Source organism: Gammaproteobacteria bacterium, assembly GCA_013214945.1.
Classification (GTDB): Bacteria; Pseudomonadota; Gammaproteobacteria; order Enterobacterales; family Psychrobiaceae; genus Psychrobium.
In genome coordinates, this window is the sequence record JABSRT010000004.1 from 200,303 (window position 1) to 217,981 (window position 17,679).

The window sequence follows — 17,679 nt, forward strand, 5'->3', positions numbered from 1 at the left end:
GTTAGGTTTTTCGGCTGTTTAAGGCGCATACAGCTTGTTTTTAGTATTATTTATCTTTAATTTAGTGGCAGACATTAAACCGTGACTACAGCAAGGTAAGGTTTTATTTGTTGTCTTATCTTGTTGTGTTGAGCCAGATGAATATCTGGAATGTTATTTATTACTGAGCCGTTAAGCGGTGATGAAAAGGACGATTGAATTGAACCATATTACAGCGGCGCTATTACCAATATTTTTACTGATATTTATTGGTTATTTTTTTAGAAAAAACAAATTTCCCAATGATGGTTTTTGGCCCAGTGCTGACAAGCTGACCTATTATGTTTTAATGCCCTCATTATTGGTCTTTAAGCTGTCTCAGGCACAGTTAAATGCAATTGATGGCGCAAGTTTTGTGCTAACTGGCACCTTGGCTATTTGTATCGCGGCCCTAGGTTTAATCTTAATTAATAAAAAAATGGCTATGGCAGGCGCTTCTTTTACCTCGGTGATGCAAGGTGGGATCCGCTTTAATACTTATGTCTTTTTAGCCTTAAGTGCTTCTTTATTTGGTGATGAAGGCCTAATTTTATCTGCATTGCTAATTACAATTGCTATTCCATTACTCAATATAATTTGTATCACGGTATTTGCTATCTATGGCAATGATAATACTTTATCAATTAAAGGACTGGCCAAGTCAATTATTAGTAATCCGTTAATTGTTGCTTGTTTTATTGGCGCAATGGTCAATGTCACTGGCCTAAGTGTGCCACTATTTATTGATAAAACATTACAAATTTTGAGCTCAGCCGCCTTGCCGATGGGCTTGTTATCGGTAGGTGTCGGCCTCGAATTGCGCGGGTGGCAGCAGCGTAAAAATGAATTGTTGGTCGCGGCGGTTTTTAAGTTACTGTTGCTGCCATTAATAACCTTTGGCATTGGCGTTATCATGGGGCTAGATGCATTATCGTTAAGCGTAGTTGTTATCTTTGCGGCGATGCCAACGGCGCCATCGGCCTTTGTTTTGGCCCGACAGCTTGGTGGCGACGTTCGGTTAATGTCATCGATTATAACCGTTCAAACACTGCTTTCGCTGGTGACAATGGCGGCAGTTATCGAACTGATTAGTTATTATTGAAGGTCGTTATATTAGCAATCGCACTAACGTGTTATATATTTAATTTACCTGCTATGTAGGTAAAAAGATTAATTTAAGCTAATTCTAATTGCTCAATAATGAAATTTAAACCACCAGTAATCGCGGCGACTTGGGCAGCAATACATTGCTGTTCATTAACTTGCGGGCTGTCGGGATAAACTTCGGTGGTGGTGTTATAGCGGCTGTTGCTAAACCCTGTACATAGCCCTAATGCCGCGGTGGCGTAATTAATGACTCCGATTTGACTAGTATCTACTCCAATGAGCTGGCCGTTGTGATCGGCCGGTGCAATGTGAGTTACTTTTTGTACTGCCGCGATAATCGCTTGCTGAAAGTCAGCGACCGGATTTTTGGTATCGCCGACCAAATAAAAACCGTCAGGAATATTCCAATTAACGTGCTCGCTGCCATCTCTGGCGGCTAAAGCGGGCCTAAATTCACTATTGTCGGTGTTGGTGGTTTCGTGCAAATCGATATGGCTAATCAGATCGACATTAAGACTAGCAATATACTGCATAATCGCGGCGGCCTCTGGCGCTGGACTGTCAGTAATAAATGAACGATTTGGATCAACTGCTTGTGGGTTCCAGCGATTAATCGTTTCATAACCCCAAGGACTCACACAGGGCGCAACGACAATATTAAAGTATTGAGCATATCGCGGGGCTGCCGTTTTAATAAAGCTAATAGCACCTAAAATACCGCTTGTTTCATAACCATGGACGCCACCAGTGACTAATATGGTCGGTTTATTGGCTTGCCAGTCACCGCTTTTAACGACAAATAGTGGATAGTCCCGCTCCTGATATGCCAGCGTGGCGTATTGAATTAACTCAAAATTATCTGGCAAGGTACTAAGCTTGGCTATTACATCGGCTTGATAAGACCGTTTAACCTTTTGGTTGCTCAACCAAGTTGCTTGGTGTTGCTGTTGCCATGGATTGCCAGAAGTACCAATTGGGTAATTGGATGATTGTTTCATAAACCGACCTTAACGCTGCGAAGTTAAATATGAGTTTACACTAACCGCTGGTTTAATTGATTTTAATTAATTTTAGGAAATTATTAAGGGGCTTTGAGCTAAATGTTAAGTGTTAATTGTTTTTATAAATAGGTAAGTAAATGTCGAACTTACTGCCTTTACCGATAATTGAACTAACATCAATCCGGCCGTTATGATCATCAATAATCGATCGAACAATATGCAACCCAAGGCCCGTACCTTTACCGACTGGTTTAGTGGTAAAGAATGGATCGAAAATGTTTTTTAAATCAGCTGGGCTGATCCCTGAGCCATTATCTTCAAAACTAATATTTATTTCGTCTTGGACTATATTTGATTTAATTGAGATTTGACCACTATTTTTAATCGCATGAGATGCATTAACCAGCATATTAATAAACACTTGGAGTAATTTCTGAGGGAAACCCATCACGTTAACTTCTGCATTGAGACAAGTAACAATTTTTACTTTATATTTTAGTTCATTGGCAACCAGCGTCAGGCTTTGCTTGATTAACTTATCAATACATATCGGCTCAGGGTTTTCACTATCAACATGAGCATAATTACCTAAATCTTTGATAATTACATTGATCCTTGCTGTACCTTGCAATGATGCCGCAATTAAAGGCTCGATATCATTAACAATATAATCTAAATCGTGTGCTTGATAGAAGGTCTTAGCTGGTCCATTTTGTTCAACGGTATTAACGAGCTTTATATATGCGGTGAGAGATTTAACATAGTCGGTCAGCACATTAAGGTTACTGTCAATATAGCCAACAGGGTTGTTTATTTCATGGGCAATGCCAGCTGACAATTGTCCAATTGACGCCAACTTTTCAGCATTAACCAGCTGTTGATTAAGGGCTGATAAGGCTTTTTGGCTATGCTTTCTTTCATTGATATCGCTGATTGTTAGTAAATAACTAACGGACTCTTTGAGCGTGATCTTTTGCCCTGAGAATTCTACGTAGGGATTTTTAAAGTCAGGTGCCAGTAACGACTCTTCCATGCTGGTTAATAGCGTTTGGCTATTAAACTGACCGTCTAGCGTCGCAAGCACCGGCAAGAAAATAGCAATATTTTGATTAATGATTTGATCCTTTCTCCTTGAAAACAACTTACTTGCTTGTGGGTTACACTCTTGTATTACCCCTTGGCTGTTTAATAGTAATAATGAGCAAGGAATAGTATTCATTATGGTATTTATCTGCTGATTGATGTGGCTGACATTAAGCCGTTCTTGTTCTGCTTTTTGTTTTTCGATGGTTATTCGCTGGGTAAAAGATTGAATAGCAGCAGATAAGACAATAATTTCTGTCGGCGCATTGGTCTGCCTAAACTCGACACTTTTCGCGCCATCGTTAGACTGTTGGGCTACTGCGGTAATGTTTTCAATCGGCTTAACAATATATTTGCTAAACCCTGTAACAATCAAAACAATGAGGATAAGGTACAAAGAGATTATTATCCAAGTAAGGCTGGTTAAACGCCTGTTAACGCTTAATAACGTCTGATGTAAAAAAGTGTTTTCCTGTGATGCTTGGTTTGATAATTTTTCAAATGTAGCGACATAATCGGTCGTTAAGATGTCGGACTGCGCGATAGTGGCCTGCCAAGTTTGATTATCTAACATCGACAGGTGTGCAAAAGAATTTATTATTAGCTCATTATCTTTGATAGTACTAATAAGCTGTCGTACTAACTTGTCGCTACTATTGTTTTTTTCTTGCACCTCAAGGGTCCGCAGTGTTTTTATCAGCTGGTCTGATTGCGCATTAATGCCCTGGGCTAAATAGGTTTGTTTCCCCGAAAAAAGCAGGTCTTGGGTGGTTAACCAAACTTGTGACATGGTTGAAATGTGTTCAATGGTTTGCACCAAGAGTCGAGATTCAAAATGGGCACGCGATATGTCTTCTGCTTTTTGGTATTGACTCCATAGCGTTGAAAAAATGATCATTGCCGATAAAAGGGTTGAAACTGCTAATAACTGATTACAATTAGAAATCTTCATTATTTAATCGCCGTTTAAAAGAGAGTCCCGCAGAGGAGTCACTACTGATTAAACCTTTTTAACTCTTCTCCCCACAATATATCGGTAATTAAAAGTGTTTTTAGTGCACTTCTAAGTACGACATTTGCTAGTTCAGGTGCGTCTTTAGCTTTATCGAGCAAGACCTTATTAGCAGTGACGCCATCATGACTGAGCAGTGTTTTTAGATCTTGAAAGTTTTTACCAATGAAGACGTTTTTAAAACGTTCATTCTCAATCATTTTTCTATTAGGGCTGCGGCAGCGTTGACAAGCAAAGCCTTTTATTTTTAAGTCCTTATCCATTGCCCATATTATTTCAACTAAGCCCCATTTACTTTGTTCTGATCTGACATGTATATAGCCTAATGCTTGGCTATTTTTCATCACCACATACAAGGTGTGTCTGCCTAATTCACTAAAGTGCAGATCATTACTAGGCAATGCGAGTTTTACTTGGTTGCGAGTATGGGCATCGACTGTTTTTACAATGGATAATTGATTGGTCTTTTGCGGATACAGTTCTCTTATTTGGGCAACAGGATCGCGCAGCGAGCAGTATGCTTGGCCGTATGCCTGTGGCTGTAAAATAAAGAGCAGTATAAACAGTATAATTATTTTCATATCAATACCTATACCTTAATTGCAGCCTAACGAGGTTTTGCTTGTTGCCGGTTTCTGGTGAACTGAGTTGTCTACGGCTCGATAGGCTTAGTTCAAATGCAGCATCAACTTGATAACTGATCCCGATGTTGATTAATTGATGGTTGTTACTGGGACCTTCGCGGTTGGTAAAAATATATTGTCCATAAACTTTTAACTGGTTGTTGATCGATGTTTTGCTTAATTCAAAGAGACTATATTGCTCGTTGCGCCATTTTTGTTGCAAGCTATCATCTTTTCCAAGGGCTAGCTCTGCCAAAAAACCCCAGGTCTGCCAATAATATTGCCAATCAAGCGCTAGCCACTTTCTATGAATATTATCAATTTTTGCGTTTAAAAAAGATAAACCAATAACAGAGTCTAGGTGACTAAGTGAACCTATACGCCCGCTGAAAACATAAGAGTTATTAATTATTTTTGGCTGATCTTTGCCGCCCATCGTATAACTAATATTGTATTCAAGCTTGGATAAAACTTTATTTAGGCCTAAACCCCAATCTAATTTTGTACCTAAGTTTTTGCCATGATAATAGTCAAGCAATCGGCCATTGGTATCGATACTTTCCTCTAGGCCAAAGGGTAAAGTGAAATGACCGACCCGAATATTTGGCAGCCAACTGGGGCCAGCGGTGTAATTGAGGTGTGCTTCACGAACAATAAATTTATGATCATCATTAGAGTCAAAGAGGAAAGGGTAGGGTGTTTGGTTTGATAGTTTAGTGAAATACAATTGGGCTACCGCATAGCCGATATCTGCATGAGCAGAGCTAAATATTTTATGGCTGTCTAGTCCTAACGCATAAATACGACTGGTATTGCTGGTCGCTATGTTTGAATTTATACGTGCACTAGCGTCTAAACTAACCCTGAGGTTATCCGTAAGATCGCTATAACTCGGCACGGAAAATAGGATCAGTGTCGTCACCACTATGCTGGTTAAAACTCTTTTAAATATCATGGCTATTCCTATCCCCATTAACGACGAGCATTGGTGTTTAAGCTGCTGTCGTGGTTAAGAGCGGTGCTCTTAAATATAACGATAAGTACTTGCTGTGTTTATCGCATTGCCTTTAATTATCGCTGTGTGTTTTTTATAAATGCAATTGATATACCACAGAGGGAATGTCCTTAATAATTAAGGTTGTATGTTTATTTTAGGCTGTGTTTTCGGATGTTTAATATTGTTAAATAGCGATCTATTCACGAAATGAAAATTGAAAATTGCAAAATGCAAAACTTAGTGCGAAAGAGTGACAAGTAAAACGAATGCTATTTGAGCCAGCAGCTGGTGGTTTATAGTTTTGTCCAAGTGGGTTAATCATTGAAACGTTAATGTTATCAAATTGATTTATGATTGTTATTACATCGCATAATTACCAATTCCCTTTGTGCCCAATCAGCCTTTCTATTACAATCAGCGCCATTAAAGCGCAGCGTCTGCTGTACCCGTTATCGTTACCGAGTTTTATTTCATGTATCAACACAAAATTTCTATTGCGCCAATGTTAGATTGGACTGATCGCCACTACCGTTATATGGCTCGTTTAATTTCAAAAAATCAGCTGTTATATACCGAAATGGTGACCACTGGTGCGATTATTCACGGTAAGGGAGATTACCTGCGTTATAACGAGCAAGAGCACCCCATTGCATTGCAATTAGGGGGCAGTAATCCAACTGATTTAGCCATTTGTGCTAAAAAGGCTCAAGATTATGGCTACGACGAAGTCAACATTAATGTTGGCTGTCCGTCGGACCGGGTTCAAAATGGTAAATTTGGTGCCTGTTTAATGGCCGAGCCAGAGCTGGTGGCCCAAAGTGTTGAAGCTATGCGCGCTGTGGTTGATATTCCGATAACCGTAAAGCACCGAATTGGCATTGACGAGCTAGACAGCTATCAATTTATGACCGACTTTGTTGGCACGGTTAGCGAGGCGGGCTGTAATTCATTTACGGTGCATGCGCGCAAGGCTTGGCTCAGTGGCTTAAGCCCTAAACAGAACCGTGAAATTCCGCCGCTTGATTACGAGCGAGTGCATCGCCTTAAGCGTGATTTTAGCCATTTGGATATTTCAATTAATGGCGGCATTACCAGTTTAGCGCAGGCACAAGAGCAGTTACAGCATGTCGACGGCGTAATGATTGGGCGCGAGGCGTACCATAACCCTTATATGTTAGCCGAAGTTGATGCCTTGTTTTATCAGCAAGCGGGCGAGGTAATTACGCGTGAGCAAGTTGTTAGCCAAATGCTTGAATACGTAGAACAGCACTTAAGCGCTGGTGGCAAACTTAACCATATAACCCGCCATATGTTAGGGATCTTTGTTAAGGTACCTGGCGCAAAAATGTGGCGTCGTCATTTAAGCGAAAATGCGCATAAACCTAACGCCGATACCAAAGTGATTGAGCAGGCTTTATCGTATATTGGTTAGCGTTGGGCCGAAATATGATTTAACTATTTAATTAACTAGTTGATTAATTGCTATGATAACGCTTTATTAATGAGATATTCTTTAGGCTAAGCAAGTTATAACGTCGTTTTTTTCGACATGACATGGAACTAAATATGATAAATGTAAATAAACGTACAATATTATTATCAATTCTTGGCATTACATTTTTGCTCTGGCTGGTAGGTGTTTGGTGGAGTCAGGAGCCTGATTATGTCGATGTTAGGGCGGTATCTGAGAGTCAAGCGCAGGCGCTTGGGGTTAAACCCGTCGTTGGTTTTGCCACCACTACTGCCGTTATTGAAGTGGCTAGAACTTTATTAGAAAAGCCCGGCGGATATTTAACCAATGATATTATCCCACCGTCGCTATTTTTAGATAATATGCCAGCATTTGAATTTGGAGCTTTACAACAAATTCGAGATATAACTCTGGTATTACGAAATGACTTTAGCCGCTCGCAATCGCAGTCGGTAGAAGATCCAGATCTGGTTAAAGCGCAGCCTAGTTTTAACTTTGATAATGGCCGCTGGATTTTACCCAGCACTGAAAGTGAATATAACAAAGGCTTGAAATCGCTTGAAGCTTACCGGTTGCGATTGGCTACTCCAGCGTCCGACGCCCAGTTTTATGCCCGAGCTGACAATTTAACCCAGTGGTTGCAACAAGTTGAAAAGCGCCTAGGCAGCTTATCGCAACGCTTAAGTGCCAGTGTCGGTCAAGATCGCATTAATACTGACTTAGCAGGTGATAGCGCGGCACAACAGTCAACAAGAGCAGCTTCTCATCAACAAATTAAAACCAACTGGTGGCAGCTTGATGATGTTTTTTATCAAGCCCGTGGTGCGAGTTGGGCCTTGGTTTATTTTTTAAAAGCCATTGAAATCGATTTTAATGGGGTTTTAGAAAAGAAGAATGCATTGATCAGTTTGCGTCAAATTATTCGTGAACTAGAGCAAACGCAAGAAACTATTTGGAGCCCAATGATCTTAAATGGCAGTGGTTTTGGCATGGTTGCTAATCACTCACTTGTGATGGCAAATTATATTTCACGGGCCAATGCTGCTATTATCGATTTAAACAAGCTTTTAACTCAAGGATAATCAATGTTTTATAATAAAATTGCACTGACTGGGCTAATGGCCGCGTCATTAACTTTACCCGTTTATGCAGATGTATTAGGTGCTACAGTTGGCGTGCAAGCATGGCAAAACAGTACCAACGGTGGTTTTGCAAACACGAGTGACCTTGTGACGTTCTCATTTGACGAAAATACGACAACCACTTTATACGCTAAGTTTGAACATCCGTTGCCGCTAATCCCAAATGTTCGTTTACGTACAGGCACGTTAAAATCAGCTGGTACAACTAAGCTTGATGAGGCGTTTACTTTTGAAGGTGAAACCTATGCGATTAATGCTGATTTAAGCACCAATCTAGATTTTACTAATACTGATATTACATTGTATTGGGAATTGCTCGACAATGATATCGTTGGCTTAGATTTTGGCATGACTGCTAAATATTTAAGCGGTGATTTTGAAGTGACCGATGGCACAAAATCAAGTGCCGAAGATGCCTCGTTATGGATCCCAATGGCTTATGTCGGTGCCAAAGTAGCTGTGCCATTAACGGGCGCATTTGTTTACGGCGATATCAATGTCGTATCTTACGATGGTAACTCAGTGCACGACTATGAAGTTGGCGTCGGTTATAGCTTCGTTGATAACTTAATAATCGATTTGTCAGTGACGGCCGGTTATCGTGAAGTATCAATTGAAATCAATGACGTTGACGATTTGTATGCCGATGTTCAATTTGATGGTTATTTCGTTGGCTTAGAAGCACATTTTTAAGAAAATGTCCTAAATTGATTAACCCGATAAAAAGGAGCCAGATGGCTCCTTTTTTTATGCGCTAAATACGAATGATAATTAAGTGTGCGCTGTATGTGTGCCGCGGGATCCGCATGATTTTTATTTATACGATAAAGTTATAAAAAGTCATTTTTTATTCTTTTGTGTTATCTATCTGACTCGTTATTATAGTTTCATTCGCAATGGGGCATCGTGTGTCAGGTAAAATATATGCTATTACAACAATTAAATTCTTTAGGTAGTCCGCTGTCGCAACAGCAAATTACATCACTTCAGCAAGCTACAGCTAATATGTCGGCTACTGAGTTATCTTGGGTTAGCGGTTATCTTGCTGGTTTAGCACAAGGTGCTGGCAGCAATGCAGTGGCAGCGCCACCAGCTAGCAGCGCGGTATTAACCGTACTTTATGGTTCTCAAACCGGTAACGCAAAAGGCGTGGCAACTGCCGTTGCTAGCGCTGCAACCGCTAAAGGTTTGACCGTTAATTTGGTTTCAATGGCCGATTACAAGACCAAAGCGTTAAAGCAAGAAACACATATGCTGGTTATCGTTAGCACCAATGGTGAAGGCGAGCCGCCTGATGATGCCGAGCAATTACATAGCTTTTTGGCCAGCAAACGCGCGCCAAAACTAGAGTCGCTTGAGTATGCCGTGTTGGGACTTGGCGATACAAGTTATGAGTTCTATTGCCAAACGGCGATTGATTTCGACCAGCGCTTAGCCGCGTTAGGTGCTCAAGCTATTATCGAGCGTCGCGATTGCGATGTTGATTATGAAGCTGACGTTGCTACCTGGCAAGAATATGCAATTGAGTTATTAAGCAAAAACTTGGCGACGGCTACTACAGCCGGTGGCGCAGCGCCAGTGGCTGCTATTGGTGCATCATCGCAGTACTCAAAGCAAAACCCATTGAGTGCAACCTTGCTAGCGAGTGCTAAAATCACCGCTCGTGGTGCTAATCGTGATGTTCGACATGTTGAAATTTCACTGGAAGACTCTGGTTTAACCTATCAGCCAGGCGATGCCTTGGGTGTGTGGTTTGATAATGATCCTGAGCTTGTCAAAGAACTGATTGAATTAGTCGGTTTAACCCCAGAGCACCAAGTGTCAGTGGGTGAGCAAACCATGTCACTTGGTAAAGCGTTAATTGAGCATTTTGAATTAACTCAGCTGCATCCTGGTTTTGTTGAAAACTACGCTAAAGCATCAGAGCAAGCGCAGTTGCTTGAATTGATTGGTGATAAAACGGCGCTGCGTGAATATATTGCAGACCGTCAGGTGATTGATGTTGTTCGTCAGTACCCAGCTAGCATTACTAGTGAGATGTTATTTGCGGCGCTACGTAAGTTAACGCCACGGTTATACTCGATTGCCTCAAGCATGAGTGAAGTCGAAGAAGAAGTTCACCTGACTGTTGCTGTCGTAGAATACGACGCTTTTGAGCAGCCACATCAGGGCGCAGCTTCAAGTTACTTAGCTCATCGTTTAGAAGAAGGCGCAGCGGTTCGTGTTTTTGTTGAGCATAACGATAACTTCCGCCTGCCAAGCGACGACCTTGGTGTAATCATGATTGGTCCAGGGACCGGTATTGCTCCCTTTAGAGCGTTTTTACAGCAACGTGATAACGATCAATCGTCGGGTAAAAACTGGCTGTTTTTTGGTAATCAACATTTTACTGAAGACTTCCTGTACCAAACAGAACTGCAAGACTTTAAAAATCGCGGTGTCTTAAACAAAATTGATCTGGCTTTCTCGCGCGATCAAGAGCATAAAATATATGTTCAGGATCGAATCAAGCAACAAGGTGCTGAGCTGTTCGAATGGTTAGAACAAGGCGCATCAGTTTATGTGTGTGGCGATGGCAGTAAAATGGCCAAAGATGTTCACCAAGCATTGCTTGAGGTTATCGAGCAACACGGTGCTAAATCATCAGAGCAAGCACAAGAATACTTAGCGGATCTACGCAATAACAAACGTTACCAGAAGGATGTCTACTAATGAGCGACGTAAAATTAGCAGCCAATGAATATATCAAAGCCGACAGCAACCTTCTGCGTGGTACGATTGTAGAAGGCTTAGAAAACCATATTACTGGTGCTTTGTATGCTGACGATACGCAACTATCAAAGTTCCACGGTTTTTATCAGCAAGATGACCGCGATTTACGTGCCGAGCGTAAGGCGCAAAAACTTGAGCCACTACATAGTTTCATGTTACGTGCTCGTGTGCCGGGTGGCGTATGTACCCCAGCACAATGGTTAGATATCGACGCGATAGCCGGTAAGCTAACGATGAATCAAAATATTCGTTTAACCACGCGTCAAACGTTTCAATACCACGGTATTTTAAAGCGTAACCTTAAGCCGCTTATTCAGGCGCTTGATTTATCATCGCTTGACTCAATTGCTGCTTGTGGTGATGTTAACCGTAACGTGATGTGTAACCCTAACCCGGTTGAGTCAGAGCTACATCAAGAAACTTACGAATGGTCGAAGCAGTTATCAGAAAAATTACTGCCACGAACCAACGCTTATGCTGAAATCTGGCTTGACGGTGAAAAAGTTTCTGGCTTAGAAGAAGAGCCAATGTATGGCGAAACTTACTTACCACGTAAATTTAAAATTGCGGTTGCAGTGCCACCACATAACGACGTTGATGTTTACACTAACTGTCTTGGTTTTATTGCGATCAGTGAAAACGGTAAATTAATTGGGTTTAATGTCACCGTTGGTGGCGGCATGGGCGCAACGCATGGCGACAAAGAAACTTACCCACGTTTAGCCGATGAACTTGGTTTTATTAAGCTTGATGACACGATTGAAGTGGCTAAAGCGGTAATTACAGTCCAACGTGACTGGGGTAATCGAGTTGAACGTAAGTTAGCACGTATTAAGTACACTGTTCAAAAGCACGGTATTGATAAGTTTAGAGCAGAAGTTGCTAAGCGTTCTGGCGTTACTATTGAACCACCACGTGAAATTAAATTTACCACGCGTGGCGACCGTTTTGGCTGGGTTAAAGGTACCGATAATAAGTGGCACCTGACGCTGTACATTGAATGTGGCCGGATTAAAGATGTGCCGGGCAAAGAAGTGCAAACTTGTTTCCGTGAAATCGCTAAAGTCCATAAAGGTGACTTTAGAATGACCTCGAACCAAAACATGATTGTGGCTAATGTTAACGAACAAGATAAAGCACAAATTGAAGGTATTGCGCGTAAGTATGGTGTGTTAGGCGAGCGTTTAACGCCGCTGCGTGAACACTCTATTGCTTGTGTATCTTTACCAACTTGTGCATTGGGCATGGCAGAAGCCGAGCGTTATTTCCCAGAGTTCACTGACAAAGTTGACGCGTTATTAACGAAGCATGGCATTGGCGACCAGCCAATTGTAATGCGCATGACCGGTTGTCCTAATGGTTGTGCTCGTCCATACGCGGCTGAAATTGGTTTAGTTGGCAAGGGCCCTGGTCGTTACAACTTGTACCTAGGTGCAGCTTTTGATGGGACCCGTATTAGTAAAATGGTACGTGAAAACATCAACGAAAGTGAAATTATGGATGAGTTAGATGGTCGTTTTGAACGCTTTGCCGCCAATCGTGAGCAAGATGAAAACTTTGGTGATTTCTTGGTCCGTACCAAAGAAGTTAAAGCCGTAATTAGCAGTGCCAGAGACTTTCACGAGTACCTAGCCGAAGAAATTTAACGCCAGCATTTATTCCAAGCGGTCTACTACGATTGTGTTTAACTCATAATCTAGGCTGCTTGGCATTGTTTATTGAGGAATTTGCATGACTATTACTTCTAGCGATAGCAACAAGCATACTGCTGATGAGGCTGTCGATTTTTCCGCTTTACTTAATGCACCTAAAGAAACCCAGCAACAGGTATTAAAGCAAGTTAATCAACATTTGATTAACTTAAGCCCTGAAGAGCGGATTCAATGGGCCAGCGACAATTTACCTGGCACGCATGCATTGTCATCGAGTTTTGGTATTCAGTCGGCCTTGATGTTGCATCTGTTGACGGTTAAGCAGCCAGATATTCCGGTTATTTTGACCGATACTGGTTATTTGTTTGACGAAACTTATCAGTTTATTGATCAGTTGACCGAGCGATTAGGGCTTAACCTTAAAGTTTATCAAAGTAGCATGTCTACCGCGTGGCAATTGGCACGTTTTGGTAAAGAATGGGAAAAAGGTATTGAGGGGATCGAGTCGTATAATCGCCGCAATAAAGTTGAGCCAATGCAACGGGCCTTGACTGAAATTGGGGTGTCAGTATGGCACTCAGGACTTCGACGTGATCAGGCGGGTAGCCGCCAGTCACTGGAGGTATTAGAAATACGTGGCACTAGGTACAAATTTCTGCCAATTATTGACCTCAATAACAAGCAAGTATATCAATATTTAACTAAGCATGATCTGCCGTACCACCCACTATGGGAGCAAGGTTATGTGTCGTTAGGAGATACTCACACCTCACGACCGCTTGAAGCTGGCATGAGTGAAGAAGACACGCGTTTTTTTGGTTTAAAACGAGAGTGTGGTCTTCATTTCGATATTTGATTACTTTTAGTTTTGTTGTCGTTGATAAAGCAAGGATCTAAATAGGTTTTTTGTCTTATTGACCGCTCACCTAGGTCTGCACAATATTGATTGTGTCATTTGACTATCTTGAACATAAAACTGCGCTGGTCGCAGTTTTTTGCTTTTCAGGGCAAATATAAATTCCTCTGCTAGACTTTTTAAATATCACCTTAATTATTTTAAGGAAGCAAAGAGCTAAATTATGTTCGATTCAAATGACTTTAATGACTTTATTGAGAATGCAGATGGTTTGTATAGCCTGCCAGACCTGTGTCTGCAGCTAAATTCACTGGTTAACGATGGCAAGAGTTCGGTCGGTGAAGTTGCACGTCTGGTTAGTATCGATCCGGCATTAACGGCCCGGGTATTAAAATTAGCCAATAGTGCGATTTACTTTAAACGGCGAGATATCACTACGATTGCCGAAGCAGTTGCTAATATTGGTACTGATGAGCTCAATAATATTGCTATTGCAACCTCGGCCGCTCAAATATTTAGAGACGCCGGAGGTGGTAAAATTGATTTACATGATTATTGGTATCATAGCGTTGTGACTGCAGTGCTAGCAAAAGATATTTATTATCTCAGTAGTGGTAAAATAGACGGTAGCTTATTTGTCGCCGGTCTTTTACACAACATTGGATTACTAGTAGTGCTAGAGCGATTGCCTTATTACAAGGTCGATTTACTCGAGGTTATTGGTGCTAGTCATTTGCCATGGCAATATGAAAAAAAAGAACTGGGTTTTTCTTTTGTTGAAGTGAGCAGTGCATTAATATCGCGTTGGAATATTTCTGAAAAATTAGCCACAATAATAAAAAACCAATATACACCATCGGAAGCAGTTGAATATGAGATGGAAACTTTAGTATTAAACAGTGCGATTATTGTTGCTGATTTTATACTAAAGCAAAAAACACCGGTCAGCAGTGAAGACTGTATTGATTTAGCGGTGAGCGAACAACTAGCACTAGACTATCGCCAGCTAGATGACATTATTAGTAACGTACGAGCGGCAGCGCCTGTAGTTGCTAAAATTTTTAATAGCTGAGGAAGGACGTTTATGAATGACATGTTACTGTTTTCCGACCACGAGCCTGAAGCAGCTAATGAGCTAACGCTTAAGCCGTGGGATGTTTTGGTGGTTGACGATGAAGAAGATGTTCATGCTGTCACGACCTTGGCGTTGACATCTTTTGAATTTGACAATCGCCGGTTAAACTTACTGCATGCTTACAGTGCTAAAGAAGCTAAGCAAGTATTAAAAGACCACCCCAATATTGCGTTAGTGTTACTTGATGTCGTGATGGAAACCGATCAAGCAGGTTTAGAATTGGCGAGTTTTATCCGCCAAGATTTAAAAAACCATAAAGTTAGAATTGTGCTGCGTACAGGCCAGCCGGGCGAAGCCCCTGAGCATCAGGTTATACGTGATTTTGATATCAATGATTATAAAAACAAAACAGAACTGACGTCGGTCAAACTCTACACCACATTGTACTCAAATTTACGTTCTTACCGCGACATAATCACGGTTATCGAAGGGAAACTAGCGTTAGAGCGACTGATTAAAGCATCTCGAGGTATATCTTCGCGTCAGGGAATTAAAGGATTTGTCCGTTTAACAGTTAAACAGCTAGAAGATTTACTCAATTTTAATGACGATGAGCTTTATTGCTATGAGGCTGCGGTTTTCACTCGAGATATTGACGGTTTCAATGAGTTTTTATTTAAGAGTGGACAAAGCGCACCGAATAATCAGCAGCAAGTGTCGTTAGAATCTTTGCCTGATATTCAGCAAAGCTTAATTAATCAGGCCACAAGTACCGGCAGTAATGCCTACCAAGATCAACATTTTGTGTTGTTCTGTAATAGTGGCGATTTGAGTGTGTTTTTTTACGGTAAAATAGGCCATGATTTAACAGAAACTGACCAACATATTTTAAATATTTTTACCGAAAATTTAACAGCGATAGCTGAAAATATAAGATTATACGAAGTCATCGACAGTAGCCAAAAAGAACTCATTTATCGGCTCGGTGAAGTGGTTGAATCGCGTTCAAATGAAACGGGTTATCATGTTAAACGTGTTGCTTATTATTCTGCGTTATTAGGGGAATTAATTGGCTTGCCGGAAGACGAAGTTACCCTTATTCATATCGCATCGCCGTTACATGACATTGGTAAAATAGCGATCCCTGATGCCATATTAAATAAACCTGCCAAGCTTGACCCTGACGAATGGGAAATAATGAAAACCCATGCGCTCAAAGGCTTTAATGTTCTAAATGGCTCTGGTTTGGCTTTGCTTGATGTCTCGGCCACTATTGCTTTAACGCACCACGAAAAATGGGACGGCTCTGGTTATCCCCGTGGATTGGCTCACGAGCACATTCATATTTACGGCCGTATTACCGCGATAGCCGATGTTTTTGACGCTTTAGGTAGTGACCGTTGTTATAAAGTAGCTTGGCCGCTAGAAAAAATTATTGAGTTATTTAAAGCCGAGCGCGGCAAGCACTTTGACCCGAGGTTAATTGACTTGCTTTTAGATAACCTTGACCGATTTTTAGAAATCCGCGATAATTTTACTGACGAATATAGCGCTTGATTGTTACTTCCTCCCCGTACTTCGATTAGCGGACGATTTATCGTTCGCTATTCAACCTCCGTTGTTCTGCATTTTTTGAAATACCTACCTTGGTTAAAATAAGTGAAATGTTTTTGTATATCTTTTACTCGTGTGGGTTTATTGTATTGTTTTAACAGGTTTTATTTTGCTAGTTATATCACCTAATTACGATCCGTTAACACTGTGTTTTATGGTTGAGCATGTTTTTATATAACTAAAAGGAATAAAAATTAATTAACTATTATTTTATGGGATAAGGAGGAGGGAGTATATTGGCCTTAGTCAATCATAGTCATTGGATCTAGTTAACTAAGTTCCTTAATGACAGTGGCAACTTCATGGTCAAATTTTAGCGAGAGAGTACAATGAGTCAAGCAACCCTTACCCACCTGCAGCAACTTGAAGCGGAAAGTATTCATATTATCCGTGAAGTCGCTGCTGAATTTGATAACCCAGTCATGCTTTACTCCGTTGGTAAAGACAGCGCAGTAATGCTGCATCTAGCACGCAAAGCCTTTGCTCCTGGCAAAATTCCTTTTCCATTACTCCATGTTGATACAACATGGAAGTTTCGTGAAATGATCGAGTTTCGTGACCAGCAAGCAAAAAAGCACGGCTTTGATTTATTAGTGCACATTAATCAAGATGGTATTGATATGGGAGGCGGTCCATTTACCCATGGTAGCGCCAAGCATACCGATATCATGAAAACCGACGGTCTAAAACAAGCATTAAATAAATACGGTTTCGATGCTGCGTTTGGTGGCGCCCGTCGCGACGAAGAAAAATCTCGTGCTAAAGAGCGCATTTATTCATTCCGCGATAAATTACACCGCTGGGATCCAAAAAATCAACGTCCCGAGTTATGGCATACCTATAATGGCCAGGTTAATAAAGGCGAAAGTATTCGTGTATTCCCGTTATCAAACTGGACCGAGCTTGATATCTGGCAGTACATTTATCAGGAAAATATCGATATTGTGCCATTGTATTTAGCTGCTGAGCGCCCGGTTGTGGAACGTAACGGCGTTAAAATTATGGTTGATGATGACCGGATGCCAATCGAAGAAGGTGAAGAAGTTAAATTTGAAATGGTCCGCTTTAGAACCTTGGGCTGTTATCCATTAACCGGTGCGGTTACATCAACGGCCAGTACCTTGCCTGAAATTATTGAAGAAATGTTATTGGCTCGCTCATCTGAACGAGAAGGGCGCGTAATTGATTCCGATTCATCGGGTTCGATGGAGCTTAAAAAGCGTCAGGGGTATTTTTAATCCCCCCGCGATGAAATC

At 41.2% G+C, this 17,679-nt stretch carries 14 protein-coding genes; 10 read left to right on the plus strand and 4 right to left on the minus strand.

Translation table 11 applies throughout. The annotated features are described in order from the left end of the window. Positions 1-199 precede the first annotated feature (199 nt). Positions 200-1,120, plus strand: coding sequence for an AEC family transporter (locus HRU23_04145; GenBank protein ID NRA53310.1), 921 nt, complete (start codon positions 200-202; stop codon positions 1,118-1,120). A gap of 73 nt (positions 1,121-1,193) precedes the next feature. Here HRU23_04145 and HRU23_04150 read toward each other — a convergent pair whose 3' ends face one another. From HRU23_04150 to HRU23_04165, 4 genes are all read right to left on the minus strand, one after another. Beyond that, entirely contained in the window at positions 1,194-2,123 is a 930-nt protein-coding gene (locus tag HRU23_04150; GenBank protein ID NRA53311.1) for a M14 family metallocarboxypeptidase, read from the minus strand. A 112-nt stretch (positions 2,124-2,235) separates the two neighbouring features. After that, entirely contained in the window at positions 2,236-4,161 is a 1,926-nt protein-coding gene (locus HRU23_04155; protein ID NRA53312.1) for a PAS domain-containing protein, read from the minus strand. 41 nt (positions 4,162-4,202) lie between these two features. Next, positions 4,203-4,802: a hypothetical protein gene (locus HRU23_04160; protein NRA53313.1), complete on the minus strand. Its 600-nt coding sequence runs from the start codon at positions 4,800-4,802 to the stop codon at positions 4,203-4,205. Position 4,803: 1 nt separating this feature from the next. Beyond that, positions 4,804-5,799 (minus strand): hypothetical protein, encoded by a 996-nt coding sequence (locus HRU23_04165; GenBank protein ID NRA53314.1) that lies wholly within the window; start codon positions 5,797-5,799, stop codon positions 4,804-4,806. A 514-nt stretch (positions 5,800-6,313) separates the two neighbouring features. On the opposite strand from HRU23_04165, the gene dusA reads away from it, so the two are divergent. The 9 genes from dusA to cysD all read left to right on the plus strand — a co-directional run bounded on the left by dusA (position 6,314) and on the right by cysD (position 17,661). Further along, complete coding sequence (gene dusA, locus HRU23_04170) at positions 6,314-7,273, plus strand: tRNA dihydrouridine(20/20a) synthase DusA (GenBank protein NRA53315.1); 960 nt, start codon at positions 6,314-6,316, stop codon at positions 7,271-7,273. A gap of 134 nt (positions 7,274-7,407) precedes the next feature. After that, on the plus strand, positions 7,408-8,394 hold the full coding sequence (locus HRU23_04175; protein ID NRA53316.1) for a DUF2333 family protein: 987 nt from the start codon (positions 7,408-7,410) through the stop codon (positions 8,392-8,394). Between the two features lie 3 nt (positions 8,395-8,397). Next, positions 8,398-9,147: a TIGR04219 family outer membrane beta-barrel protein gene (locus HRU23_04180; GenBank protein ID NRA53317.1), complete on the plus strand. Its 750-nt coding sequence runs from the start codon at positions 8,398-8,400 to the stop codon at positions 9,145-9,147. 231 nt (positions 9,148-9,378) lie between these two features. Continuing rightward, on the plus strand, positions 9,379-11,166 hold the full coding sequence (locus HRU23_04185) for an assimilatory sulfite reductase (NADPH) flavoprotein subunit (protein NRA53318.1): 1,788 nt from the start codon (positions 9,379-9,381) through the stop codon (positions 11,164-11,166). Continuing rightward, positions 11,166-12,872 (plus strand): assimilatory sulfite reductase (NADPH) hemoprotein subunit, encoded by a 1,707-nt coding sequence (gene cysI, locus HRU23_04190; protein ID NRA53319.1) that lies wholly within the window; start codon positions 11,166-11,168, stop codon positions 12,870-12,872. Before HRU23_04185 ends, cysI begins: the two co-directional genes overlap by 1 nt. 85 nt (positions 12,873-12,957) lie before the next feature. Beyond that, positions 12,958-13,734 (plus strand): phosphoadenylyl-sulfate reductase, encoded by a 777-nt coding sequence (locus tag HRU23_04195; GenBank protein NRA53320.1) that lies wholly within the window; start codon positions 12,958-12,960, stop codon positions 13,732-13,734. A 223-nt stretch (positions 13,735-13,957) separates the two neighbouring features. Next, a complete protein-coding gene (locus HRU23_04200; GenBank protein NRA53321.1) occupies positions 13,958-14,806 on the plus strand; it encodes an HDOD domain-containing protein in 849 nt (282 codons plus the stop codon). A gap of 21 nt (positions 14,807-14,827) precedes the next feature. Beyond that, positions 14,828-16,366, plus strand: coding sequence for a DUF3369 domain-containing protein (locus tag HRU23_04205; GenBank protein NRA53322.1), 1,539 nt, complete (start codon positions 14,828-14,830; stop codon positions 16,364-16,366). Positions 16,367-16,752: 386 nt separating this feature from the next. Then, entirely contained in the window at positions 16,753-17,661 is a 909-nt protein-coding gene (cysD, locus tag HRU23_04210) for a sulfate adenylyltransferase subunit CysD (GenBank protein NRA53323.1), read from the plus strand. Positions 17,662-17,679: the final 18 nt, after the last annotated feature.